This window comes from Clostridium sp. BNL1100 (genome assembly GCF_000244875.1).
Lineage (GTDB): Bacteria > Bacillota > Clostridia > Acetivibrionales > DSM-1351 > Ruminiclostridium.
Genome location: NC_016791.1, coordinates 1,743,941 through 1,764,143, shown reverse-complemented (window position 1 = coordinate 1,764,143; position 20,203 = coordinate 1,743,941). Strand labels below are relative to the sequence as shown.

13 protein-coding genes are annotated in these 20,203 nt (G+C 34.5%); 1 reads left to right on the top strand and 12 read right to left on the bottom strand.

What is annotated here, in order from left to right:
• Positions 1–83: 83 nt before the first annotated feature.
• The 10 genes from CLO1100_RS07265 to CLO1100_RS07220 form a co-directional block, all read right to left on the bottom strand.
• The gene (locus tag CLO1100_RS07265) at positions 84–3,332 is read right to left on the bottom strand and encodes a hypothetical protein (RefSeq protein WP_014313116.1); all 3,249 of its coding nucleotides are present in this window, start codon (positions 3,330–3,332) and stop codon (positions 84–86) included.
• 392 nt (positions 3,333–3,724) lie between these two features.
• Positions 3,725–4,243: a zinc ribbon domain-containing protein gene (locus tag CLO1100_RS19970; protein ID WP_050814137.1), complete on the bottom strand. Its 519-nt coding sequence runs from the start codon at positions 4,241–4,243 to the stop codon at positions 3,725–3,727.
• Between the two features lie 391 nt (positions 4,244–4,634).
• Complete coding sequence (locus CLO1100_RS07255; protein ID WP_014313114.1) at positions 4,635–5,525, bottom strand: type II secretion system F family protein; 891 nt, start codon at positions 5,523–5,525, stop codon at positions 4,635–4,637.
• A 6-nt stretch (positions 5,526–5,531) separates the two neighbouring features.
• Positions 5,532–6,275 carry a type II secretion system F family protein gene (locus CLO1100_RS07250; RefSeq protein WP_014313113.1) on the bottom strand — a complete coding sequence of 248 codons (744 nt, stop codon included), beginning with the start codon at positions 6,273–6,275 and terminating at the stop codon, positions 5,532–5,534.
• A gap of 11 nt (positions 6,276–6,286) precedes the next feature.
• Complete coding sequence (locus tag CLO1100_RS07245; RefSeq protein WP_014313112.1) at positions 6,287–7,522, bottom strand: CpaF family protein; 1,236 nt, start codon at positions 7,520–7,522, stop codon at positions 6,287–6,289.
• On the bottom strand, positions 7,519–8,637 hold the full coding sequence (locus CLO1100_RS07240; RefSeq protein ID WP_014313111.1) for an ATPase: 1,119 nt from the start codon (positions 8,635–8,637) through the stop codon (positions 7,519–7,521). The genes CLO1100_RS07245 and CLO1100_RS07240 overlap by 4 nt, the downstream gene beginning before the upstream one ends.
• A 199-nt stretch (positions 8,638–8,836) precedes the next feature.
• Positions 8,837–10,300: a dockerin type I repeat-containing protein gene (locus tag CLO1100_RS07235; protein WP_014313110.1), complete on the bottom strand. Its 1,464-nt coding sequence runs from the start codon at positions 10,298–10,300 to the stop codon at positions 8,837–8,839.
• A gap of 534 nt (positions 10,301–10,834) precedes the next feature.
• Complete coding sequence (locus CLO1100_RS07230; protein WP_014313109.1) at positions 10,835–11,635, bottom strand: hypothetical protein; 801 nt, start codon at positions 11,633–11,635, stop codon at positions 10,835–10,837.
• Positions 11,636–11,774: 139 nt separating this feature from the next.
• Positions 11,775–12,575, bottom strand: coding sequence for a sugar phosphate isomerase/epimerase family protein (locus CLO1100_RS07225; protein WP_014313108.1), 801 nt, complete (start codon positions 12,573–12,575; stop codon positions 11,775–11,777).
• 105 nt (positions 12,576–12,680) lie between these two features.
• Complete coding sequence (locus CLO1100_RS07220; RefSeq protein ID WP_014313107.1) at positions 12,681–16,451, bottom strand: phosphoribosylformylglycinamidine synthase; 3,771 nt, start codon at positions 16,449–16,451, stop codon at positions 12,681–12,683.
• Positions 16,452–16,568: 117 nt separating this feature from the next.
• Here CLO1100_RS07220 and CLO1100_RS07215 point away from each other — a divergent pair, with 117 nt between their 5' ends.
• Positions 16,569–17,447 (top strand): LysR family transcriptional regulator, encoded by an 879-nt coding sequence (locus CLO1100_RS07215; protein ID WP_014313106.1) that lies wholly within the window; start codon positions 16,569–16,571, stop codon positions 17,445–17,447.
• Between the two features lie 2 nt (positions 17,448–17,449).
• On the opposite strand, the gene CLO1100_RS07210 is transcribed toward CLO1100_RS07215, so the two are convergent.
• Together CLO1100_RS07210 and CLO1100_RS07205 are read right to left on the bottom strand one after the other, a co-directional pair.
• Positions 17,450–18,499 (bottom strand): HD-GYP domain-containing protein, encoded by a 1,050-nt coding sequence (locus tag CLO1100_RS07210; RefSeq protein ID WP_014313105.1) that lies wholly within the window; start codon positions 18,497–18,499, stop codon positions 17,450–17,452.
• A 210-nt stretch (positions 18,500–18,709) separates the two neighbouring features.
• Positions 18,710–19,954 (bottom strand): methyl-accepting chemotaxis protein, encoded by a 1,245-nt coding sequence (locus CLO1100_RS07205; protein WP_014313104.1) that lies wholly within the window; start codon positions 19,952–19,954, stop codon positions 18,710–18,712.
• Positions 19,955–20,203 lie beyond the last annotated feature (249 nt).

Sequence of the window (20,203 nt, the reverse complement as noted above, 5' to 3'; positions counted from 1 at the left end):
CCTTGGCGCCTGTTTCCCATACATAAAAATTTTAATAATAGTCTTCATTATATAACTCTCCAACTTATTTGCTTTAGAAATTGTTATATCATAACCATGGATTTGATGCATATAATAATCTCCTTTAACTCTGCATCATCAGTAAACTTCTCTATTATTAAAAGTAATCTTTGAAATCCATGCAAAGCTTTTTTCTGTTTATTAGCTGGGTATCGTGGAGAATTGATTTTATCTGTCCAACTTTTCATCAAATTTACTAAACTTATTTCCTCAAATAAAGATTTTACAAACGATGAATCAGCTTTGATAAGTTGGTCGAAAAATTTAAAGTAATCTTCCCAATCAAGTGGGGTCAACTCTAGTATGCTTTTTTTGATACGGTCTCCATTTTTATGTAATACTTCCTTGCATATACCTTTATTATATGCTTTTATTTTTTTAACTGCAAAAGCACATGAATCCCATCGATTTTCTCTATCTTCGACAAGGAGGACATCCTTTTCTTCACTTAAAAATTGTTCAACTGATTTTGGTGAAGATGCTACCAAAACCGGTCGCAAAAAGTCCATATCTTTGCAATGAGAAAAAATCCAACTATCCACTTCCTTTAACCTATAAATCGAAAGCATATTAATGAGCATAATAAACTCCCTCGGCTGTACTTTCCACAAATCTATAGTTTGTTTATCTAATATTTTAAAGTCAATAGCGTAGATAGCGCTTTTCATTTTTTCAGGATCATAACGATGTATTTCATAAATAAATCTATATAATCGTTCGTAGTCTCTAGGAGTTCCTGTTATTAAGCAATCGGTAATCATTTGAGGTGTAATACAATTAATAAAAGCTTTTGCCGACTGTTTTTGCAATTTATCTGGGTGGCCAATATCGAAAAGATTTTCACCGCAAATATAGATTAAGAAATCTAATCCGAGGTTACTTAATGTCTCTGAAAAATTATATGTTAAAGCCTGATTTATAATTGCTAGGTTATCCATAAATTTTTTGTGACCATATACCTTATCAAATTGCAATAAAGTATATATCATTTTTAGCATTCCACCTATATGGTTATAATCGGTTTTCGAAAGTGATGATTCTATTTCTTGTTTTGGTAATTCTGAATAAAATTTATTTTTCCACCCTCTATTTTGTAAAACTGAAAAACGGTTAATAAACTGTGCCCAATCATAAAGATATTTAGTGTTTATATCTTTTAGTTTTCTAAGAATTGAAGTGGTATTTATAGACTCAACCCATTTAATTTTCCAATTTACATCTTCGTTTATCATATTATTTAAAATTAGTGATAAAGGGTAAGCAGTATCATTATCCACTTGTTCCATCCAAATTTTTAAAATATCTCCATACTTTTCATAGATTTCTCTGTATTTTATATGTCCGTCTCTATGTATTACATTATCTATTACATAGGCTGCATATAAAATTGAAGATGAACCAGTTTGTTTAATACATCTATCAAGCAATAAATAGCAATATTCACTTTTAAGAATATGGTAACGGATTTGATCTCCTGTTTCAAAAGCGAATAGTAAATTGAAAAACCAAAGAACTCCCTGTAGCGGTGTTCTTTTATTTAGCATTTCGCTTTTAATAAGTTCATATAGGAGTTGACATTCTTCAATGGAATGATTTATGACAAAACAGACTATAACACGTATAGCTGCTTGCAAATGCATAGTACGGATTTCATCTAAGGATAAAATCATTTTTTTCTGAAATATAAAAGTCAAACAATCATTACACCACTCAGAGCTATACTCCCATTTTTGGGCAGATTCAATCAACCAATTTTTTTCTACTCGTTTATCCAATGAAATAATTTGTTTAAATGCTATTAAAGTTAAGAGAAGATCTGAACACTTGTGTTCCTTTGCTATACTATACTGAGTTTTTGTATTTTCCCATCCGCCTCTAATAGAATAATTAAACAGCCATGGAGTTTGCTCTTGTGAGGCTAAGTTCAAAACGTATTCAAAAGGTGTATCCATATAAAAGTCACCGATTTTCCGGCCAATGTTTTCATTGGACTGCGCAACTATTGAAATCACTGTGCTTTTATTCTTCAAATAAAAATCATAGATTGCTTTGACTGATTGCTCTTTTGAAATTGTCACGCTTTCAAATGGAAACTCGAATGTATGTGTTTGTGCGATAATCACTTTTTGGGTACTGTTTGCATATCCTAAAAGTTTATTAATTATATTTCTATCTAACTGCTGTGCGTCATCAATAATATATACTGTTTTATACCCATCGTTGTCCAGCTTTACATCAGAGCAAGAAATGAGTTTTGTGTTATCAAATTTGACTGCTTCCCATCCTGAAATTAAAAAATCATATGCAAGTTGATACGCTGTTATAGATTTCCCGCAACCAGGATCACTTTCAATAATGACACTATGCGCTTGCTCCAGTTTACATTTAGCCTCACTGAATTGAGGAAGTCTAGGACAAGCTAATACATCAGATGACTGAAGACGGTAACCCATTATAGCGTGCTCTAAACCAACTTGATTTGAGAAATCCAAACGGGTCCACGGATTAGTCTCTTTTGGCAATAATTTATTAACAATAGAATTAAGAGCTTCGGACGCTCTTAATGGAATAGAATCGGTTGCTGATGGAGATATTCGAAACACTTTATTTTTTGTTTCATTTGGTTCAATAAGTTGGTCAACAATATTTGAGTCAGATTCAGAATAACCTACAATAATAAGGGTAGATGGAGAATTTGTAACTGCCAAATGGATTAGTTCCTTATATGATCCATTCAATTCACCAGGACTATTCGGAAATATCCATTTTGTATTAAGGTTGCATACGTCACCATGAGGTTTTAACAAGTTATACCTGTTGTCATTAATGTGCGTACCATACAGACGTTTCCAAGCCATTTCTAATAAATCATCCCAATTGAAAGAGACAACAATTTTAAAGTATCCCGCATGGATTAATTGGCATAGATATTGGTGTGATATAGAAGGTTTACTGTGGTGATTATCATTCAGTATTTTAAATAGCTCTTTAAATCGTAACGCTGCTTGCGGATTAATTTCAATAAAGTTAAACGTGTTTTTTAGGTTTTCCGTTTCATCACCAATAATTAATTTTGCAGGTAGAGTTCGGTCGCATTTATACTTGTCCTTAATATCAGGAAATTCATCTACAACTTGCCATATTAATGGAGCAAGTTGATTATATAAAGGAAGACCAGCTTCAAAAGAAATTCCTGCACCCAGAATAGCAATAGCCCCATGAACTCTTGTTTCATTTACCAAATTTGAGAGTAAAGCATCTATATTAATCACAAAATAGTCCTTCCTTCCTAAATTATTAACTGCACATTATAGCCACAATTAACACTTTCATCCAAATATTTATATTATATCATACTTTATTGAATATTGTTATCCGACTGCATGAACATAAAAAATAGCCATATATCGTAGTACCGTTTTATACTAAAACATATCGCTTATAGCGTTTTTATAAGCTGTTTATTTTGTAATGTTAAACTCTTCTGCCTTTTTATTTTATGTAAGATTATTTAATCATATCTTAGTTTTAATTAAGTACTAGTATTTATTTATACTAAAATCACCTAATATTAGGACCTATCAGCAATAAAACGAAGAACTCATAAAATTTTATAGGTATACAATGTATAATTATCTGGTAATATATTTGAACATTTTTTTGTCTATAGAGGACTCGAAGTTTTAATTGACTGAATATTCGGATTTGCAATATTTTTTGCAGCATTATAATCTGCATTCATTGTATTCCCACATTTTAAGCAAATAAAAGTTTTTCGATTTATTCTATTTCTTTTATCAATATAACCACACAAAGAACACTTTTGACTTGTCATATGTCTATTAACGTACCTTACCTTAATATTTTTGTCCTGAGCTAATGTTTGTATACCTCTCTGTAGTTCATAATAGAACATGTTATTAGTAAAGCTTGTACCTGTTAAGTCTTCCATATGGATGGTTCGCACTTGATGTTTTATTGCAATATATAAAACTTTTAGAGCTATATTATAATTGTACCTATCAAGTATTTCATAAGGATTTTCTCCGGTTTTTATTAGTTTCCTTCCTTTTTTTATTACTGGTGCAGATACAAATGAGTAGTGATAATAATTATTATTAAAGGCTATATACATGATATTTGCGACTCCAAAGTCAACTCCCATAATCGTTTTAGTTTTCATAACATTCCCCCCAGGAAAGATCAATTAATTATCCATTTCCTTCATTAGTTTTATTAAATAAGACTACATCAGTATTTGATTATTAAGTTTTGTAACTTTCAATATACCCTGATAATAAATTAAGAATACTCTAATCCAGACATTTCAAATCGTGCTTATAATAAATTTTTTTATAAATGATTATATGTACATTAATACTTATTGTCTTTATTTTTCTATATATAATAACTATGTTAATAAATAAGTCAAAAATAATTTTTGTATAATAATAATAACTAAGACAATTAAATATTTTGTAGTATAACCATGCCATCTTCTTCTCTTATAAATCTTTTTAATGCTGCAATCATTTTAATCCTCCTTATCCGTTTATACCGTTAAAATTGATTTTCTAAAAATTTGATATTCCCTGCATAGATATTAATGCAGGTGTAACTACAATGATAATTATTGCAAAAAACATAATCATCATTGGAAACAGAAGCTTTGTAGAGGCTTCTTCTCCAAGTCTCCTTACTGCATTTTTTCGAATTTCCCAGCTTTCATTAGACTGAAGCTTTAACGTCATTACAAGTTCGCTCCCTCCTTTTTTTGTGTTTTGAATAATTGTTGACATAACTCTTGATATTTCAGGTGTTTTTAATCTTTTTGCAAATTCTCCGAATGCCTCTGATTCACTTACCCCTGTTTTGAGCTGAGATACTGTTTTTTCCACTTCTTTATAGAAAGCACACTTCTTTTTGCTGTCCAAAGAAATTTTTTCCCAGGCCTTTGACATTGTCAGTCCTGCATTAAGTAACAATGTAAGTTTATTTATAAAATCAGGAAACTCTAACTGTATTTCCAGACGACGTTTTTTAACCTGGCTGGTTAGCCTGGTATCATCCAGAATTATCATTATCCCGAATAAAAACGTTATGTAAATATTAAATACAGCCTGGTAATTAGATAAAATCCCCACAAGTAATTCACCGGGAATAATTAAAGCCATAAGTACAATTTTCTTTGCATGAAATATTCGTATATAAAATGCTGAATATTCCTGTCCATATATTTCACTAATCTTTACAATAGTCCTTCTGTCATAGGCCGAATTAAAGGAATAGCTGAATTTATCCAATATAAACAGCCCAAAAGGCAGTAATCTTTTTAGCGGATACTCCTTTGAATTTAAAACACCACAGTATTCAGAATAATTAGAATAATTTTTAATTAAAATGACGATAATAGTTATTATGTAAACAATTAAAACAATTCCAGTTAAAATCCATATTCTTAACATAATACCTCACAATTTTATATTCATTATTTTATTTGAAATAAAATATGCAACTATCAGAAGAATCAGACACAGTGTTACGGATATTCTGCCGGTAGTAGTAATAAATACTGGCTTTATATATTCTGCCGCAGTTGTTGACAAAATAAAAATCATTGCAATAGGCATAATATTTAGAATTTTCTGTTCAAATTTTCTGGATGAAAGTAATGTCTCTATTTCCTGTTTCATTTCGATTTTTTCACTTATTATTCTTGATGAGTTCTTAATTGCTTCAACGAGATTTCCACCAGTCCTTTTGCATATTATAATTACATCTGAGAAGTTTTTTATGTCATCTATATCAGAGCGGTCTGCAAAGTCTGAAATTGCATCTTCTATGCTTACATTCAGAGACAACTTATTAATAATTATTTTCGTTTCCCGAACTATATGTGCATCATCGCTGGGATATAAAACATAGAGGTCTGAAAGGGCTCCTACAAAAGACTTTTCCAAAGGTTTTCCTGCTGACAAAGAAGAGGCTAGAGATATGAGTAAATCCTTAAACTGCAAATTAAGTTCTCTTTTTCTTTTATGTATTATCTGCTTTCTTTTGTACTTCAAGTAAAATATACCTAACGGGCTTATTACCATTGAAATAACAATGCTCCTGTAAAACATGTAAGAAACGGCAAAGACAACCGCTGCAGCTGATAGTGCATATAATAATTTTATTTGAAGTGGAATCGAATATTCGTTATAATCAACCACTGAAATCCCTCCTAAAAATCATCATAAATCCCCGAATTTATCATTTTATGTTTATTAATTAATGGATTTAATGTTCTTTTCAAGCTTCCTGAGACAGTATTAATGGCTTTTTGATCTTTTTGAAATGTTTCTTCAAATATAAATAGCGGGTTTAGTTTTACTAATCCATTTTCTATTCCTAATACTTCTGAAATCTCCATTGTACGTCTGGACCCGTCCCTAAGCCTTGAAAGAAATATGATAATATCTATCGCCGAAGCTATCTGTTTTCTTACAGCCTCCAGTGGTAAAATTGCAGCACTCAGAATCATTGTTTCCAGTCGTGAAAACATATCTTGAGTAGAATTTGCATGTCCCGTACTAAGTGATCCGTCATGCCCTGTATTCATTGCAGCCAGCATATCTATTGCTTCCTCACCCCTTACCTCTCCAACGATTATACGATTTGGTCTCATTCGTAAGGCTGTTTTTATAAGATTTTTTATAGTTATTTCTCCTCTTCCCTCTACATTCGCATTTCTGGTTTCAAGACTCACAAGATTTGATATATTTGTTATTTGAAGTTCCGCAGAATCTTCAATAGTTATTATTCTTTCATCTATTGGTATAAAGTTTGAAAGTGCATTGAGGTAAGTTGTTTTTCCGGAACCGGTACTACCTGCCACAAAGATGTTATATTTTGCCGTTACCAGCATTTTTAGTGCCTCCGCTGCCTCAACGGTCAAAGATCCTAATTCAATAAGGCTTTCCATATCAATGGGTTGCCCTGGGAATTTTCTTATAGTTACAATAGGGCCATTCAATGCAATAGGAGAAAGTACTACGTTAAGCCTTGACCCATCCTTTAATCTGGCATCAACAATAGGATTTGATTCGTTCACTGTCCTGTTTACCGCTGTTACCATTATCTGTATAATATCTTCCAATTTTTGCTGGGATTCAAAGGAAATTTCAAGGCGGCTTATTTTTCCTTTCTTTTCAACAAATATATTGTTAGGGCCGTTGATCATTATTTCTGTTACCTCATTATCGTCGAGAATGGGCTGTAATATATCCAACCTGCGCAGAGAATTAAAAACGGCTTCAATTATTTGCTTTTTTTCAACCGTATTCAGAAAAACTTGTTTGGATTTATCCAATACAGTACGGACTACTAACTCACTAATCTCGTGATCTGTGAAATTCCTCTTTAAGTCAATTTTTTCATTAATTGAGGCTTTTATTTCATTGATGAGTTCCTGTTTCACACCGTACCCTCCATTTTATGTTTTGTATATCTTCCCGCGATATCTCTGAATGAATTAAGTATCATTTCAGACCCTCCGTTGAATTTGGAAAGGTTATTTAAAGAAGGGAAATCAGAATCGTAAACGATTTGGGACATGAGCTCCTGCTCAAGACAGAATTTATCAGACAGGAGAGCCTGTTGAGATACTTTGTTTGCAATATATTTTATTTTATTTTTCAATAAAGCTTTATTTTGAAAGCTTTTTGAAAGTATATCTATGCTGTTAATAAACAGCTTAGTTTTATGTAAACAACTTTCTTCCTTTGTTATAACGTACAGAATTTCATCGGACTTTTCAAAAACCTTCATTGTGTTTTCATTAAGCTGTGAATCCATATCTATCATTACAAGGTCATAATATCCACAGTCTTTTATAGCAGAAACAATAAAGTCAATATCCTCCGGCAGCATTTCTTTTATGTCAAATACATTGTTTGTCTGACTAAAATAGTAGACACCTGAATCATTTTCTCTGGAACAGATAGCAGGGATTTTTGTTACAAGGTTTTTATCCTTTTCCTTGGCAAAATATATAATATCAGAAAAGGAATACTGAGTATTACCGTTAAAAAAGATACCGGTTGATTGGAATTGCTCCAGATTCAGGTAAAAGACTGATAGACCTGTGAATGAACATATACTGCTAACTGCCAATGCCAAAGAAGTTTTACCTACAGTTCCGGCAGCTGAAAAAACTGAAATCACTTTAGTATTCTTTCCCCCGGTGCTATATATTTTATTTCCTGTTGTGGTATGTATATTTATTATTTCCACCGCAATTTGATTAACATCTTTGTATTTGTATATGTAATCGGTCTCACTTGTTGTTTCAGGGTTTTTTAAAGATGATAATAGAATTAAATCAATATTAGTATGTTTTTTTATTTCACTGTAGTATTTTTCTGAAGAAAGTATAACATTGGGGGCAATTTTTTTTATATTATTATTAATGTCATTGTGATCTCTGCAGTAGTATACCGCAAAAGTTTCTGAGTAACTATGAGTAAGAAAATTACATAAGTTGATTGAATACTCATTGTCGTCATCAATAATTAAGAGTTTTATGAGTGCCATGAAATATCTCCAATAGATTTTAAATTTTTAAAAGAAAATATAAAGACAAAAACAAATTAGAATTTACTAACACAACCATTATATTACATATTTTACGTTTGTCAAGTTTTTTTGTAATTATTTTAAGTATAAATAAAAGACATGAAAGATATTAAGTCCTCCATGCCTTTTATCTTATTTAAACTTAAATGAGTAAGATTTACTGAAGGGTTGGTACAGTCCAATCAACCCATCTTGCCTTGTCAAAAGTATATGTTTTGTCTGACCTGAATACATTGGTGCTTACGTTTTGACCAAGCAGGAATTTCTGAATAAATGCTGTTACTTCTGGCTGCTGTGATGCAGGGAACTGGCAATGTCCGTGTCCGCCTATTGAGGAATAACCCATGTTGTCCTGTACTCCAAGAGCTTGGTATATCATACGGCCTGCTGTTGCAGTGTTCCAGCAGCTGAAATTGCCTAACCATTCAAAATCTGGATTTTCTATAACAAGCAATCCTCTAGGTGCACACAAAGCTTCTATTTCATGATGGTCATAAGGAAGTTTTGTTGTATTATTAACAAATTGGTTTAGAGCCTTTGCAAACCAAACGTTCTCACCAACAATTTCTGAAAGTGTCTGAACGTTCTGTCCTGCTGCCATCTGAGCATCAGCTGTTCTCCAACCAGAAGCTCCTCCGTTACCTGATTCCTGAGGAATGGTGAGAGCGATTCTCTCATCGAATGCACCAATTGCAAGTGCACCCTTTCCGTTACGTGAACCGCCTGTTACACCTAATTTTGTTGGATTTATATTGGCTGCAGGTGTCATTTCAAGTGCATCAATAAGACGGTCAGTACCCCATGCCCATGCAATCAATGCTCCGGCATCGTATGTACTTCCGTAAAGATCAAAGAACTTTCCTTTTCCTCTTGAGCTTCCGTCAACTTCCTGTGCAATTTCATCAGCAGGAAGAGTAATCAAAGCAACTCCCAGTTTAAGTATTTCACTGGTATTAAGAGTATTCATATTTACACCTATCATTGCTGGATATGGAGCCTTACCTGTAGTAGGGTATTGGATTGAACATGCAAATGATATTGTTTTACTGCCTTGTTTACATGTTATAGTAATTTTGTTGCTGCTGTATGAAGCAGTAACTGATTCGGGCTTACCCGGTTTTACTCCGTATTCAAAGGCCTGGGCCAATTGACTGATTTCATAACGACGTTGTTCCCACTGGCTCTTTGTTGTAATACGAGTACCTTTTTTGGCTCCAGTCTTATACATAAATGGATCAGGAAGTTTTGCATTTGCCTGCAAGGATGAAAATGCAGGTATTGTTATGGGTTCAAGAACAGGTGGTTGTTCAACATCAGGGTCAGGTAAAGTTGCTTGACCTAGCAGGTATTTTTTAATCATTGACAAATCAAGTGAATCTACAGAGCCACTCTTATCAACATCAGCAGCATTTTTTCCCTGGTCACTAGGGAAAGTAGTTATTGTTCCAAGTAAATACATTTTCATCAAGGAAAGGTCTAAAGCATCTACGGTTCTATCTCCATTAACGTCACCGTAAATAAAAGCCGGTGTTGTTGCAGCTGACGTGTTGACAGCGCCTGCAGCTGCAAAAATACAAACAAAAATTGATAAACATACTAAAAAGGAAATTCCTTTTTTCATATCTTTTCCCCCTCTTTATTATAGTCTTCTGTTATATTTTGATATAACTTTCTCCCGGAGTGACGTTTACATACTAATCACAGATGTCTTCCAAGGGTCAATATTTATAGCTTCTTCCAACCGTATTATAAACAACCCAAAAGGCCAGCTGTTTTACACAACACCTGCCTGATCACATACGATTGTAAAAATATTTAGCATTATTCAGCAATTTAAATGGAAATTTTATTATATTGGCTATATTTAATATTTTAGGCTGTTATCGGTACCATAAATTTGTTTTATTTATGTTCCGAGAACTTAAATGAAGTGATTTTATTACAATTTCGTACATTTATAAATGGTGCTACTGTTCCCATCATATAACCACTTTGAAATTTATCCAGTGAAAAAATTTGTAGACGGATTCCTCCTACTCTGTATTCACCTCCTTTTTATTTGTTATCATTAAGAGACTCTCAATCATCCTTATTATACAATATATAGTAATTTTTAGTAAAGACTTTTTTTAATTAATTTTGTAAAAGGTGTGTATCAATATCCATTAATTGATATTTTACCCATGTCCGTGGATGCTTTGATTTTTATGCTACCATCTATACCCGTGAACTGATTATTTTGTAGTGTACCGTAACTGTCTACTGTAACATCCGAATCCTTAGGAAAGCTTAATTCTACATTGCCCGCACCTGTCTTAAATACATACTGTGAATTATCCTGGCACTCGGCATTTGATGATATATTTCCGGCTGTTATATTTATTGTGGAATCCCTCAAAAGCTTTCCCGAATCAAGGCGAAAGTTTCCTGTATCACATTTCCAAATGAGTTTTCCGTTCATTGCCTTAATTTCAGTGTTAGCAGAATCCACGTCTCCTGTGATATCCCCCTCAAATTTGTCCTCAATTAGTATAGATCCTACATCTTGTTTTATAGATATATTTTTAATAGTCCGGGGAACAGTTAACTTTATTTCACTATAAAAATCCTGAGGTTTTTTAATTTTACCGGCGTAAGAGACTGTAATAAATGTTGTTTTTTCTTTTTGACTTGATTTAATAGAATATTTCTTCAAAAGTTTCTGCAGAGCTTCATCGGACTTATTCCCACGGACAACATGTTTTGCTTCATATTTAATTTCATCATTATCCCAGCAGTATATTTGTAAATTTCCTGAATCTATGTTGATATTAAGTGTCTTTATTGACTTATTTACCTTTACCGAACCATTATTATAGCTATATGTACTGTGTTTAGGAAACACTGTGTTGTCACTGCCGCAGCTGCTTAATATAATAAATGCAGCCATTACCAGACACAAGGGTATTCTTTTCATGATATCACTCCTGCAAGTCATAATGTTGTAAGAATAATAACATATTACCTTACATTTAAACAATTATTTCCTATTTGCATTATAAAAGGGGCTGTTACAAAACTAATTTGTTTTGCAACAACCCCTGATTTTATAAATCTTATATTATACTTTTCATATACCCTGCAAAGTGAGCAAAAACGATACCCGGTTCCTCAAGGTCAAGACACCATCTTTTTACCCATTCAAGGGAGACATATCCGTTATAGCCGTTCTCTTTGAGAAGTTCAACAGCAGCTTTCACCGGAATATCACCGTAACCGGTCATTTTGTATTTAATGGTACCATCAACAACTATTGAATCCTTGATGTGTACGAAACATATGTGTTCCTTCAAATTACTGTATGTGTATTCCAACGATTCATTAAAAAACCTGACAGGGTGATGTATATCCCAAAGTACTCCAACACTGTCTGAGTTAACTTTATTCAGCAATGCTTTCATAACCTTTGAATCGGCAAATACACCGTTGGTTTCAACTAATAATTTAACACCTTTCCCCTTTGCCTCGACTGCAAGAATTTTAAGGCTTTCAGCAACAAAATCAATATCTATTTCAGAAGGTTGCGGCTGAGCATCTCCTAAAACCCTTACATAAGGCGTACCCAGCTTTTGAGCCAAATCAATATAATCAATACCTTCTTTTATATGTTTATCTATATTGGCCTTGTCAAATAAAAAACACGCTGAAGTCAAACAAGGTAATTCAAGACCTATTTTAGTCAATTTCTTCTTTGTAAGTTCTATGTTATCGTTTGAAAAATGTTTTTCTTTAGGTACATAAAGTTCATTGCCGATACCCCTTACTTCAATACCGTCAAAACCTATATCCTTTGCAGTTGAAAGCATATCCTCCCAACTCCATCCCGGACAGCCCAATGTGGAAAACGAAATCTTCATAAATAGCCACCTCCGAATATAACCGCTTTTTTTCATGATAACATGTTTTCTTTGGGCTGTCATCAGTTTTGCCATTATTTGTACCAGCTATGATTTATTCAACTATTACCCAAAATACTCGATTCCGGCTTGGAAAATTTTCTGATCTTTTTCACCTGGTACATTTTTGTACAGGTTTGTACCTATTCTTTCGGAATGTCCCATCTTACCGAAAACTCTACCATCGGGGCTTGTAATACCTTCTATGGCATTTATTGAGCCGTTAGGATTGTATGATATATCATAAGTGGGCTTTCCATCAAGATCAACATACTGTGTCGCTATTTGTCCATTTGCTTCCAGTGCAGCCAGAACGTCACTGCTTGCAGTAAACCGTCCTTCACCGTGAGATATTGCTACTGTATGAATATCACCAACCTTTACGTTATTGAGCCATGGTGAAAGGTTTGATGCTATTCTTGTTTTAACTAGACTGGATTGATGTCGTCCTATTGTATTAAAGGTCAGTGTAGGACATGCCTCGTCAATTTCTCTTATTTCACCGAATGGAAGAAGACCTAACTTAACAAGTGCCTGGAATCCGTTACAAATACCCAAAACCAATCCGTCTCTGTTTTTCAGAAGCTTCATGACAGCTTCACTGACAACAGGATTTCTGAAAGCAGTGGCAATAAACTTGCCTGATCCTTCAGGTTCGTCGCCGGCACTGAAACCTCCGGGAATCATGATTATCTGAGAATTATCTATCAGTGTTTCCATTCTCTTTATAGACTCTTCGATGTCATTATGCGTCATATTCTTTATTACCAGTGTTTCTACGATTCCTCCGGTATTTTCAAATACCTTTCTGGTATCGTATTCACAGTTTGTTCCCGGAAATACAGGAATAAATACTCTTGGCTTTGCAAGCTTTACAGAAGGTTTTACTTTTGTTTTTGCCTCATAACTATATGCAACTACATTTTTCTGTTCTTCCGTTACCCTTGTAGGGAAGACCTTTTCTAAAGGCTCCTGCCATTTAGATGCAAGTTCATTAAGTTCAATTAAAGTTCCGTTTATATTAATTTCAGAATTGCCTGTTGTAACACCCAATACAGTGTATCTAAGTCCTTCAAGAACCTTTGTCAAATCTATGTTTTCAGGTATTTCAAGGATTAAAGAACCATAGAAAGGTTTAAACAGAAGTGAAACATCCCCTATCCCTTCAAGCTTGAATCCTATCATATTTCCAAATGCCATTTTGCTGATTATTTCAGCAATACCGCCTGATCTTACAGAGCTTGCAGAGAGTATAGCTTTTTCTTTGGCAAGCTTATTGACACGACTGTATACTTTGTCAAGCTCATCAAAATCAGGAAGCATATTATCGTCAAGTTTTACTTTTAGGAGTACAACCTTGCTTCCTACAGCTTTGAATTCATTTGAAACTACATTTTCTACATTGACTGTGTTTACAGCAAAGGAAACCAATGTCGGCGGAACATCCATGTCCATAAAGCTTCCTGACATACTGTCCTTTCCGCCGATAGCTGCCGTTCCCAGCTTCATCTGTGCATAGTACGCACCAAGTAAAGCGCTAAGAGGTTTTCCCCAACGCTTTGCATCTTTTCCGGGCTTTTCAAAATACTCCTGTAGTGTCAGCCTTGCTTTGCTGTAATCACCACCCATAGCAACAATTTTTGCAATTGATTCTACAACAGCATATACTGCTCCATGAAAAGGACTCCATTTTGATATATCAGGATTGTATCCAAAGGACATAAGTGTTCCGGTTGTTGTATCACCTTCCATAAGAGGCAGCTTTGCAGCCATACCTTCCGCAGGAGTAAGCTGAGTTTTTCCACCGAAAGGCATAAGTACTGTATTTGCACCTATTGTTGAATCAAATCTTTCAATCAATCCTTTTTGGCTGCATCTGTTAAGATTTTGCAGATTTTTAACCCAGTATTCTTTTATACTGTCTATCTCTATTTCATTACATTCATCAAAATATGTTATTTCTTTTGGTGCTGAAATCTCTATGTCTATTCGTTGCTTTGCACCGTTTGAATTCAGGAATTCACGGCTTAAATCAACTATTTGATTTCCTCTCCATGACATTTTAAGTCTTGGTTCTGCCTTTACTTCCGCAACAACAACTGCTTCCAAATTTTCTTCTGCTGCATGGGCTATGAATTTTTCCACATCGCAAGCTTCAACAACAACTGCCATACGCTCTTGTGACTCTGAAATTGCCAGTTCTGTTCCGTCCAAACCTTCATATTTCTTTGGTACTGCGTCAAGATTTATTTCAAGTCCGTCAGCCAATTCTCCAATTGCAACGGAAACACCGCCTGCACCAAAGTCATTACATCTTTTTATCAATGTACTTACATCAGGATTTCTGAATAAACGCTGTATTTTTCTCTCTGTAGGAGCATTACCCTTCTGAACCTCAGCACCGCATGTCATGAGAGATTCTTCAGTATGTGCCTTTGATGAACCGGTTGCTCCTCCACAGCCGTCTCGTCCTGTTCTTCCTCCTAGAAGCACTATCTTGTCTCCTGCCTCCGGCTGCACCCTTACAACGTTTTTTCTTGGTGCTGCACCGATTACGGCACCGATTTCCATTCTTTTTGCAACATAGCCCTCGTCGTAAATTTCAGCTACTTGTCCGGTAGCAAGACCTATCTGATTTCCGTAGGAACTGTATCCCAAAGCTGCTCCGGTGGTTATTTTCTTCTGAGGCAACTTGCCTTGTATAGTATCTTCGAGCTTTGTTCTTGGGTCGCCACTTCCGGTTACCCTCATTGCCTGGTATACATAAACTCTTCCTGATAACGGGTCTCTGATAGCACCTCCAAGACATGTTGCAGCTCCACCAAAAGGCTCGATTTCTGTAGGATGGTTATGTGTCTCATTTTTAAACATTACGAGCCACTCTTCATTTTTTCCGTTTACATCAGCATTAACAACAATACTGCATGCATTTATTTCATCAGAGAGGTCAAGGTCGTTTAGTTTTCCTTGTTTTTTCAGTGCTTTCATTGCCATAAGAGCTACATCCATAAGGCATATGTCTTTGTCGTTACGCTCCTTGTAGATATCCTCTCTTTTTTCTATGTAGTCCTTGTAGGTTTCCTCAATGATTTCAGTAAATCTGCCTTTTTCAAACTTTACACTGTCAATACAGGTAAGAAAGGTTGTATGTCTGCAGTGATCCGACCAGTAAGTGTCTATCATTCTCATTTCTGTTACAGAAGGGTCTCGCTTCTCAGTATTTTTAAAGTAGCTCTGGCAGAAAACTATGTCGTCAAAAGACATTGCAAAACCCATTTCCCTTAAAAGCTCGGAAAGTTGTTTTTCATCCATGGATATAAAGCCGTCAAGAGTAGAAACATCTTCCGGCTGTTCAGCCTGAGATTTAAGAGTTTCAGGCTTTGCCAACTTTGCTTCCCTGCTTTCAACGGGATTTATATAGTACTTTTTTATTGAATTGAATTCTTCTTCATTAATGCTGCCCTCTAAAACTATTACTCTGGCAGTGTTTATATCAGGTCTGTCGCCTTGTGTCAAAAGCTGTATGCATTGGGCAGCAGAATCAGCCCTTTGATCGTATTGTCCCGGAAGATATTCAACAGCAAAAGCTCTGCATTCTGAAGGAATTTCATACTCCTCATCATACGCAAAATCAACTGTTGGTTCGGAAAAGATAGTATTTCTTGCCAACTGATATTCAGAATCGCTTATACCTTCCACATCATATCTGTTTACTATTTTTAAAGAATTCAATGACTTTATTCCCAGCGTTTCTCTCAAATCCTTTAAAAGTCCCTGTGCTTCAACGTCATAAGGATGTTTCTTTACAACAAATAATCTCTTTACAGTACTTTTCATTTGGCAGTCCTCCTAATATATATAAATTCATTCGAATAATCTTTCTAATTGTAATTATATTATGATAAAATATATTAGTAAAATTAATATATTTAATACGTTGTATTAGGAGTACTTATGGATATTAACTTTGAGTTATATAAAATATTTTATCAGTGTGCTGAAAATAAAAGCTTTTCAGAGGCAGCACGTAAACTTTTTATAACACAGTCGGCCGTAAGCCAGTCTGTTAAGGGTCTTGAAAAGCAGCTTGGAGTAACATTATTCTACAGAAAGTCGAGAAATATCCAGCTAACAAATGAAGGCGAGCTTCTTTTCAGTTATGTTTCACAGGCCTATAATTTTTTGAAAACTGCGGAAGAAAAGCTTCAGGAATTTGAAGGCCTCACTGCCGGTGAAATCCGAATAGGAGTAAGCGATTCAATCTGCAAATACTTCATAATGCCATATATAAAAAAATTCGGACAAATGTACCCGAATATTATGGTTAAGGTTATCAATAGAACAACTCCCCAACTACTGGACGTTTTAAAAGGGGGCCTTATAGATATTGCCATTTCTACCCTGCCGGTTAACCAGGATATGTTTAATGCTGTTTCTTTTATTTCTGTTCAGGATATTTTTGTAGCATCAGATAAGTTTAAAGAATTAAAGGGAAGGGAAATAACCTTGCAGGAATTGAACAAATATCCTCTTGTATTGTTACAGTCGGACAGTTCAACCAGAAAATCTGTTGATCGTTTCTTCCAAAGCCAAGGCCTAACATGTTCTCCTGAAATAGAGCTGGAAAGTCTAGACCTTCTGGTTGAATTCGCAAAAATAGGTACAGGAATAGCCTGTGTACTAAAGGAAAGTGCAGTAGATGCAATAAAATCAGGCGAATTATTCCAGATTATATCAAAAGAACCCCTACCACCAAGAAGTATAGGGGTTGTCACCATGAAAAACGTGGTGTTATCTAAAGCAGTCAAAACTTTTATAAGTGAACTGATATAAAACTACAGCAGTTCACTTATAAGTGCTTCTTTTTCTTTTGCAAAGTCAACAAAGTCCTCGTTTATTTTTACAACGGGGGCATAGGCACAAGAACTTGGAACGTAGACTACTTCCCCAATTTCGCCGTTGTCAAGCTTTACCTTTGAACCGATATAATACCTTGGCATATTATCAAACATTATACCCATTACCATAGGGTCAACAATATCGTACCCTATTTTCTCCATCTCCTTAAATGCCGAGAATGGTGTCTGCTTTTCTTTGTAAACCCTTTCGGACGTTATTGCATCAAATATATCTGCAGCAGTAATTATTTTTGCATAAAGATTCTTTTTATTGCCCTGAATACCAAATGGATAACCTGTACCATTTTCCTTTTCGTGATGCAATATAACTGCTCTTTTTATTTCCATTGAAATTTCAGGAATGTTTTTAATAATATCATACCCGTAAATGGGATGCCTTTTTATAATCTCAAACTCGCTGTCGTTAAGTGGTCCCTTTTTATTTATAATTTCAGTGGATATTTTGGATTTGCCTATATCATGCAAAAGTCCTGCCATGGCAAGATCTTTAATCTGCAATTTGCTCAGGTTCATCCACTTACCCAATAGCATTGCATAAAATGCAACATTTACTGAATGTGAATATGTATATTGATCGGCAACTTTAATTGAATTAATACATTCAATTATTGAATTTACGTCACCCAGTCTCTCATAGATATTATCTGTAATGGTTTTTACATTATCAATATCCAATTCCTTACCTATTGCCAGGTTACGCAATATTGCCTTGGTAGCATTAACATCCTCAATATATTGTTTCTGGCTGTCGCTAATAATCATATCTGAAAGATATTCGTTGCCAAGAATAGAATGAGACCTGTATATGGTTACTCTTTCAACTCTAAAGGCTTTTAGCTTTTTAATAATATGCTCTGATATCAATGTATCAGACGGAACTATCATGTTCCCTCCACGGGTATAAACATCATCAGCCAAAATACTATCCATAATGTCTTTACTTACTTTAACATATTCTCTTTCCACATTAGCACCTACTTTTATTTATTTATAAGGGTATAAAATTCTAAGTAAGGAAACCTCTATATATTATACTATCATTTTACAAAATAGTCAGCTAGTTTTTTTTAAGGCTATTTACAGCGGTTTTAGCCTGTCATATTTCCCAAAAAAGCCGCACTGACAATAGTATTATGGTAACCTTTATCAGATGCGGCTTTTAAATTTTATTTTCATTTATAATGTGAACTTTGATACCTGATCCTTTAGCTTCTTGGAAGCAACAAGATTATCCTGAGTAGAAACTTTGACATTTACAAAGTGTTCAACAACCTCAGCTGTTTTAACTGTAATAACTTCAACTCCTTCTGCACTTTCATTTACACTGGAAGTAACCTGTTCCAACGCAGTAACAATGTTTGTAATGGAATTGTTCATAGCCTTTGCAGAGTCATTAAATTCATTCATTATCTTGCTGAACTGTGCTGAATCGTTATAGTACTGCTCGCCTGTATCAATAAGCTTCTTATAGTCGTTTAATACTTCCTTGTCTACGAATTCCAGAAGTACTCCTGCACTGTCAGTCAATGCGCCTACTGATTCATTTACAGTCTTTACTATATTTTTAATATCAGCTGCAGTTTTTGAAGACTGGTCTGCAAGCTTTCTTATCTCATCTGCTACTACAGCAAAACCTTTTCCTGCTTCGCCTGCTCTTGCTGCTTCTATAGCCGCATTAAGTGAAAGCAGGTTTGTCTGTTCCGTTATCTGGAGTATGGCCTGAGCAAGCTGATCAATGTGAGAAACCTCTCCAGCCTTATCAATTGCTCCCTGAAGCTGCTGTTTAACTTCAAGGTATACATTATTAGCGTTCTCTGCTGATAAAACTGCACTTTCCTTTATTTCACTTGCCTTAACGCTGACTTCATTTGCTGTTTGTGCCCCTTCCTCTGAGTTTTGGGCAATAAGGTTAATATTTTTCTTTATTTCCTGAGTACTGAAATTAATCTGATGAGATGTAGCGGCTGATTCCTGCATTGACGCCGATATGTGCTCTGTAGTTGCTAATGTATCATCTGCTTTTTCTTTTAAGTTTTCGGTCATTCTTTCTACTTGCTGAGAATTTTCAATAACTTTTTCAGATGCATTAGCCATAAGTCCAAGTATTTCTCTCAGCGAACCCCTCATAGTTGAAAGGTTTCTTGCAAGAAAACCTATTTCGTCCTTTCTGCCTTTTATCTGGTTATATGTTTTGTCATGTGATAAATCAAAATTCGCAGTTCGTTCAACAACACGTGAAAGCACTTTGATAGGCATGGTAAGAGAAAAAGTAAGCCACAACCCTACCGCAACAGCAAATATACAGAATATTGCCGTAATTATATAAACAGGAAAATCGTAAATACTATATAAGGCTGTCCCACCGCCGACAATAATTATGCAACCGATAACAATACACAGTATCTTTTTGCCTATAGACATGTTTTTCGCCCCCAGTAAGTTTATAAAATAAAATAAAACACAAGTTCATAGTAACATATTATTTGAATAAATTCCATATTATTAAAGATACTTTTACTATTTTCAACTATGATGGAATTTTGTATGAAAAAAAGCAGAAAACATTAAAAATTTATAACCGAAAGGTTCTTTACGATATATATTTACCAAATCAAATGTGCTAACATAGCTTAATGATCGATGTATTGAATTTAGTACATATCTTCCAGC